The following is a 6,443-nucleotide window of genomic DNA, read 5'->3' on the forward strand; positions in this document are numbered from 1 at the left end:
ATTCACTGACCCGAACGCCCTATCCTCGGGCGCTCTACATGGTCGGCGCTGGAAGTCCTTCAAGGGCTGTCGGATGCCAAGCGGATGCGTCACGAGGCGGCGCAGGCCCCGGTAGCGGCGTTCTACCGGGTGCCGGGGCCGGCAGCGCCGGATCAAACGGTGGCGTCCCGGCCAGCAGCTCATACAGCGACGCCCCCAGGGCGTACAGATCGGTGGCCGGGCTCAGCCGGCCACCGAGGATCTGTTCGGGGGCCATATACCGCGGAGTGCCGATAACCGCGCTCGCGGTAGTCGCCGGCCCCTCCACGATTTTCGTGATACCGAAGTCGGTGACCTTCAGCAAACCAGCTGAGTCAGTTCTCGACCTGCACTGAGTCCAGCCTCTGCAGGAGCGTCGTCGCGAGCGACTGGAAGTCGTGGTAGCACCGACTGACAAGCGTCTGGGTACTACCCAGCGCGCCATCTGCGGTTCTCAGGTCGAACATCGGCTTGCGCGCATCATGCGAGAGCGGCATCAGACTCTGGTAATTGCGTAGCGTTGCGATTTCATACGATCCGAGGCTTGTTTTCGCCTCCGGTTCACCTAGCACGTCCGACGCGAAGACCTGAGGAATGCGATCGAGCCATCGTTGGTATGCCTTGACGGGGCGGTCCAGGCGCATCGTCGGCTGCATAATGACGTAACCGAGGGGAGTCATTCGGCCAGGCGGTGCATCAATCCTCGGCGGGAGGTCCGGGAGTACCTTGTGGTGCCAGGTCGCCCGCCACGTCCGGAGGGTCGGTCCAAGATTTCGCAGTCCTCGGAGGGAGAACAGATCCGCCGCCAGTGGAACGAGCACAGTGTCAGCAGCAAGCAGAGCCGCTCGATTGATTGCGCCGAGATTAGGGCCGACATCGATGAGTACGACATCGGCTCTGACCCGTCGAGCGGCGACCTGAATAATCCGGTGGAACGCCGTTGTCGTCCGCAGCGCTGCCGGGTCTCCAGTGAAGCCCTTGGGCCAGGATTCGCTCAACCGATCCTCGAAAGCGCTCAACGTCAGGTCACCAGCAAGCAACCAGAGCCCATCCGCGATCTGTTCAGGCTCACACGGACGAATGTCCCCCATGCCTTCCATAATCGGCCTGACGGCGGCGGCAACTGTGGTAGCGCTGTCAGCCTCGCCCCGCCCGGCCGACCACGTCGGCTCGTCGGGCTCCCGCCAGATCAGCTCGAGTTTCTCTTCATCAAGAAAGGCCACCGTCAGGTTCGACTGGGGATCCAGGTCCACGGCAAGAACATTCTTGCCGAGCCGCTGGAGCATGTGCGCGAGGTGATAGGTGAGGGTCGTCTTCCCTACACCACCCTTGTTATTGAACAGCGCCACCGAGATCACGTGGCGCTCCTCAGGGTCACGGTCCACGAGGCGTCATCGACGATGAACTCAGGTTCGGGGTTGCCGTTCCGGCTCAATGACGCCCGGATACGCCCGATACCGCGGCCGAACTGGTTGACGTAGCCCAGCGACTTCATCGCGGCGGCAAGTGAGGGGTTCCGGTAGTCGTTGACCCGGTCGAAGTTGTCTGACCGAACCTGGCCGAACGGTCCACCGGGATTGGTCACCTCGATCCGGTCGTCAAACCAGGCAACGCGGACCGGCGCGTTCGATGACTCGTAGTTGCGGTGCATGATCGCGTTCATGCACACCTCTCGGAGCGCCTCGATCGGATAGTCCGGCCTCGGCTCCTCGCGAAACCCGCTCACCTCGATCAGTCGGGTGTGCAGGTGTCCCTTGTACAGGGTCTCCAGCCGCTCCGCAGCGTTGATGACATTGACCCGGAGTTCCTGCTCATCCAAGACGGCACCACCAACATCAATCCCCTCGTACCGGATGAACTGGACGTATGCGCCAGGAATTCGCGCGCTCGGGCCCAGCCCGACAAGGAGGAGACCGAGGACGGTCGGGGTGCCATTGATGTCGGCAAGTCGCAGTGACGCCAGATGCTGCTCGGTCGGCCTACCGTTCTCCTCCAGAACCGACAGATCGACCGCGGAGCGTAGGTAGTCCGACCGGAAAAGATCGAGATCGAGGTCGTCGGTGGTGCTGCCTGTGATGGGACGGACATCGAACGGAGTTTCAAAGGAGCGCCTCCGCTCGGAGAGCACCCGCTCGTCGTCGCGGGTCGCCCTGCGGGTTGACGGTCCCGGCCGCACCCAGACGACGTTGTCGAACCGGACCGGTGGGGTCCGGGACGCACTCACGTCGATCTGGACGGCCGGCTGCCCCTGAAATATGGCGCGGCTCACCACGATCGAAGGCCGATCCAGAATCCTCCCCTCATCACGGATGCTGGTAAGCCCGAGCAGCGCCTGATCCGATGTGTCGACCTGCTCGACCGGCCTACCAGACTTGTCGACGCCGATGATCAGGCATCCGCCGCCCAGTCCCGGTAGATCGTTGGCCAGAGCACAGATCGCCTCGCGGATGGCGTTACGGTCCTTGGCCTCCCGCTTGAACTCGAGGTTGGCGGTCTCCTGGGTACCCAGGGCCGTCGCAAGATCTGTTCTCATGACGCTAATTCTGTCCCACCCGTAGTAGGGAAACCTTGTCGGCAGGTGCCGCGTTGTCTCCGATGTCGCTCATCTCGGCTGGATCAGGGCTCAGCCCGTCGACAGGCCCGCCCAAAGTGGGCTCGTAACGCGACCGTCGCACCGTCAGACCGTCGGGCGCCAGCTGGGGAAAGGGAGACCTCAACGACCTGCCGGCTCTCAACGATGTGAATCTGATGCTTCTATCGCAGCATCAGATTCACATCCTTAAGCCTCGTGAACCGATGCTGTCTGCCCAGGTCAGCATCATGATCCGGGCGTTGGTGCGGGTGGGGCGGATGAGTCGGCCGGTACGCCGGGTTCTGTGGGCCGGGCGCCTTGCGGCGGGCCCCGGCCGGCGGTCATCTATCTCGGGCTGACGTTACCGACAGCCTCCAGCGGTCCACCCGCAGGCTCGGGCGGGCAGCCCTCGAACGCCTGCGCAGTTCCCGGGCCTCGCGGCCCCGGAACCTTTCGACCTTGCTCCAGGTGGGGTTTACCTAGCCGCCCGGGTCACCCCGGGCGCTGGTGCGCTCTTACCGCACCGTTTCACCCTTACCAGCATCCGAGGGATGCCGGCGGTCTGTTTTCTGTGGCACTGTCCCGCGGGTCACCCCGGGTGGGTGTTACCCACCACCCCGCCCTGTGGAGCCCGGACGTTCCTCGGCGGCTCCGCCGGAGCGGAACCGACGCGACCGCCTGGCCGACTCATCCACGATCCTCAGCATATGACACGGCGGCCGGACCGGGCAGCTCTGTCGATCAGCAACCCGAACAGCTGGGCCACCAGCCCCACGGAATAGTACGATCGCGCAGCCTCCGGCCTTCCGGAGACATGGATGCGCCGCGTCATGGTGACACCGTGCCCGGTGGGTAACACCGTGCGCCATGGGCGGCATGGACTGTCAGGTCGTTGATGGGACGAAGGACGGGGATCGGCCGTGACCACCCCTGGGGAGCAGCCCAGCAAGAAGATTGATGGCACCCCTCCCCGGGCGGCACCGCCCAGCGGCGGCATCCCGCCGGTGCCGTCCCCCACCGGGCCCAGCCCGACCGCGACGGTCCCTCCCGCCGGCCCCGCCCCCGCGGCGGCGGCACCACGCAAGGGAGTCGGCTACGCCACCTACGCGATCACCATAGTCGTCCTGCTGATCGCGATCGCCGTAGTCGTGTTCGTCCTGAAGAACAACGCGCGGGTCAACATCTGGCTGTTCGGATCGTTCCCGAACATGTCGGTGGCTGGCGCGCTCGCCGCGGCAGCCGCGGCTGGCCTCGTCATCGGCCTGCTGATCGGACTGATCAGCCAGGTCAGGGTGCGCAGGGAGCTGCACCAGTACCGCCGCGGCAGACACTGACCGGGCTCGCTCCTCCTCGGCCCGGTCCGGCCGGCCCACCGCCGTCACCTCGCTGCTCCTGCTAGCGCCTGTCTCTACTGGCCTGCCTCAACCAGGTGGGCGGCGTGGATGCCGTCGTTGAAGCCGCGCAGCACCGCTGGACCGTCCGAGTACCAGTCGATCGTCGACATCGACACCAGGTCCAAGTGCAACCGGTAGAGCACCGCGGGCGTGGCGTCAAGCGCCAGCTGCGTCAACGCCTTGATGGGCGTCACGTGCGAGACAAGGAGAATCCGCCCGCCCGGATGCGCGGCGAGGACGCGGTCCCGGGCGGCGGTGACCCGCCGGACCGTGTCCAGAATGCTCTCCCCACCGGACGGCTGCACCGCCGGATCAGCCAGCCACGCGTTCAGCTCCTCGGGAAAACGCCGACGGACCTCGCCGAAGGTCATGCCCTCCCAGGCGCCGAAGTCGGTCTCGCGCAGGTTGTCGTCAACGATGTAGTCCCGGCCGAGGGCATCCGCGGTCTGCCGGGCCCGTTTCAGCGGCGAGCAGTACACCGCATCGAACACAACCTCGCGCAACCGTCCCGCCGTGGCGTCCGCCTGCGCGTGGCCGATGTCGGTCAGCCCGACGTCCACCGTGCCGCTGAAGCGTTTCTCCACCGACATCGGGGTCTGGCCATGGCGCAACAGCACGGTGGTCGTGGGTGGCGCGGGCGGAGCCATCCACCCGGACAACCGGTTCGTGGTCGGTGCCAGGTGCGGTGTGGGCTCGGGTGACTGGGGTTCCGTTGGCTCCCAGGTGCGTCCCTGGGCGGCGGCGTCCATGGCCTCGTTCGCCAGCCGATCGGCATGGCCGTTGCGCTCCCGCGGAATCCAGCCGTAGCGGACCTGCGAGAAGCCGAGCGCGACATCCGCGGCCTCCATCGCCAGCGGGCGCATGGCCGGATGTTTGATCTTCCATCGTCCGCTCATCTGCTCGACGACGAGTTTCGAGTCCATCCGGACCTCGACGGCGGCGTTCGGATCGATGTCAGCCGCCGCTCGCAAGCCCGCGATCAGCCCCTGGTACTCGGCGACGTTGTTGGTCGCCCGGCCGATCGACCCGGCCCGCTCGGCCAGGACCTCACCGGTGTCGGCGTCCCGGACAAGCGCGCCGTAACCGGCTGGGCCCGGGTTACCCCGCGATCCGCCGTCGGCTTCGACGACAAGCCGGTGCGACGGACGGTCATTCATGATCTGCTCCCATCGCCGGTGCTCACAGACCCGATTCGGCGGTCCGGACAAGGATGCGCCGGCACTCCTCGCAACGCACGACCTCGTCCGGCGCCGCCGCCGCGACGTCACGCAGATCAGCGCCGGACAGCTCCAGGTGACATCCCTCACACCGGCGTCGGACGAGACGCGCCGCACCCACACCGGCGGAGGAGACACGCAGGCGCTCGTAGAGCGACAGCAGATCCGCGGGAAGGGTCGCGACGATGGCATCGCGTTCACCGCGACGCGCCGCCGTCTCCTTGTCAATCTCCGCGAACGCGGTGTCCCGGCTGCCGCTGGCTGCCGCCAGCTCGGCCTCGAGACGCTCCTGATCAGCCCGGATCACCCCCGCGCGGGTCTGGAGCCCCTCGATGACCTCCATCAGTCCCAGCGTCTCGTCCTCGAGGGCGTTCTGCCGGCGAGCGAGCGAGGTGATCTCCGCCTGTAGATTCTCCAGCTCCCGGGAACTGGTGATCTGCCCGGAGTCGAGACGTTTCTGGTCCCGGGCGGCCCGCGCCCGCACCAGATCGACCTCATCGTCCAGCTTCTGCTGCGAACGGCCCAGATCCCGCAGCTCCGTCGAGACCCGCACCAGGTCGTCATTGGACGCGGAGAGCCGCGAACTCAGCTTGTCGATCTCGGCGAGTTCGGGCAGGTTCCGCCGCCGCGCGGCGAGCCGGTCAAGGCTGGAGTCGATCGCCTGCACCGCCAGCAGGCGAAGCTGGGTCGCTTGGTCGGCCTTCATGTGCTCCTCACTGTGCTTACCAGGCTCACTGTGTGCGTGCGCAGTTCACCGCTCCCGCGGTTCACCGTGCTTGCGCGGGGGCTGCCCGGCACGGTGCTTCAGGCGGTACCCGGCACGGTTCCCGACGCCGGGCGTTCAGGTGGCCACGATGCGGTCGTGTGCCATCGCCATGGGTCGGTGACCAGGCTGGAAACCGTCATGTTCACCGTACGGCCTCGGCCGGCCAGGCCGGCGCTCAGGCGGGCGGACGCGTCCCGCAACCACGGCCATTCGCTCGCCCAGTGCGCCACGTCCACGATGGCGACGCCGTAGGCGTTGACAGCCTCCAGGACGTGGTGGTGCCGTCCGTCGGCGGTCACCAGCACATCGGCTCCGGCGCGCGCGGCGGCGCCGATCAGCTCACCGCCGGAGCCACCGCAGACCGCGATCCGGCGCACCAGGCGTTCGGGCGTACCGGTGGTGCGCACCCCACCCGCCGTGGCGGGCAGCCCGGCCGCCACCCGGGCGCAGAACGCACCGAGTGGTTCGGGCTCGGC

6 protein-coding genes, 1 other RNA gene and 1 pseudogene are annotated in these 6,443 nt (G+C 67.0%); 1 reads left to right on the forward strand and 7 read right to left on the reverse strand.

Going from position 1 to position 6,443, the window contains the following annotated elements:
- Nucleotides 1-133: 133 nt before the first annotated feature.
- The 4 genes and pseudogenes from MJ797_RS05530 to rnpB all read right to left on the reverse strand — a co-directional run.
- Nucleotides 134-355: pseudogene (locus MJ797_RS05530) on the reverse strand (protein kinase); the annotation flags it as partial.
- Nucleotides 354-1,376 (reverse strand): ParA family protein, encoded by a 1,023-nt coding sequence (locus MJ797_RS05535; RefSeq protein ID WP_239332488.1) that lies wholly within the window; start codon nt 1,374-1,376, stop codon nt 354-356. The gene MJ797_RS05535 and the pseudogene MJ797_RS05530, both read right to left, overlap by 2 nt.
- Nucleotides 1,373-2,551: an ATP-binding protein gene (locus MJ797_RS05540; protein WP_239332490.1), complete on the reverse strand. Its 1,179-nt coding sequence runs from the start codon at nt 2,549-2,551 to the stop codon at nt 1,373-1,375. Before MJ797_RS05540 ends, MJ797_RS05535 begins: the two co-directional genes overlap by 4 nt.
- A 314-nt stretch (nt 2,552-2,865) precedes the next feature.
- Nucleotides 2,866-3,280: RNase P RNA component class A (gene rnpB / locus MJ797_RS05545), an RNA gene on the reverse strand.
- A gap of 230 nt (nt 3,281-3,510) precedes the next feature.
- Between rnpB and MJ797_RS05550 the strand changes: the two genes are divergently transcribed.
- Nucleotides 3,511-3,924 (forward strand): lipopolysaccharide assembly protein LapA domain-containing protein, encoded by a 414-nt coding sequence (locus MJ797_RS05550; RefSeq protein ID WP_239332492.1) that lies wholly within the window; start codon nt 3,511-3,513, stop codon nt 3,922-3,924.
- Nucleotides 3,925-3,998: 74 nt separating this feature from the next.
- On the opposite strand, the gene MJ797_RS05555 is transcribed toward MJ797_RS05550, so the two are convergent.
- From MJ797_RS05555 to MJ797_RS05565, 3 genes are all read right to left on the reverse strand, one after another.
- Nucleotides 3,999-5,141 carry a bifunctional RNase H/acid phosphatase gene (locus MJ797_RS05555; protein ID WP_239332494.1) on the reverse strand — a complete coding sequence of 381 codons (1,143 nt, stop codon included), beginning with the start codon at nt 5,139-5,141 and terminating at the stop codon, nt 3,999-4,001.
- A gap of 22 nt (nt 5,142-5,163) precedes the next feature.
- A complete protein-coding gene (locus MJ797_RS05560) occupies nt 5,164-5,907 on the reverse strand; it encodes a zinc ribbon domain-containing protein (RefSeq protein WP_239332496.1) in 744 nt (247 codons plus the stop codon).
- Nucleotides 5,908-6,005: 98 nt separating this feature from the next.
- Nucleotides 6,006-6,443, reverse strand: a 438-nt coding sequence (locus MJ797_RS05565; RefSeq protein WP_239332498.1) for a Nif3-like dinuclear metal center hexameric protein, incomplete at its 5' end; no start/stop codon positions are given.

The sequence above is a fragment of the Protofrankia sp. CiP3 genome (assembly GCF_917627345.1).
Classification (GTDB): Bacteria; Actinomycetota; Actinomycetes; order Frankiales; family Frankiaceae; genus Protofrankia.

What these genes read in the sequence shown, in the direction of transcription:
- MJ797_RS05555 (WP_239332494.1), bottom strand. Translation starts at nt 5,141, where the DNA reads ATGAATGACCGTCCGTCGCACCGGCTTGTCGTCGAAGCCGACGGCGGA.
- MJ797_RS05540 (WP_239332490.1), bottom strand. Translation starts at nt 2,551, where the DNA reads ATGAGAACAGATCTTGCGACGGCCCTGGGTACCCAGGAGACCGCCAAC.
- MJ797_RS05560 (WP_239332496.1), bottom strand. Translation starts at nt 5,907, where the DNA reads ATGAAGGCCGACCAAGCGACCCAGCTTCGCCTGCTGGCGGTGCAGGCG.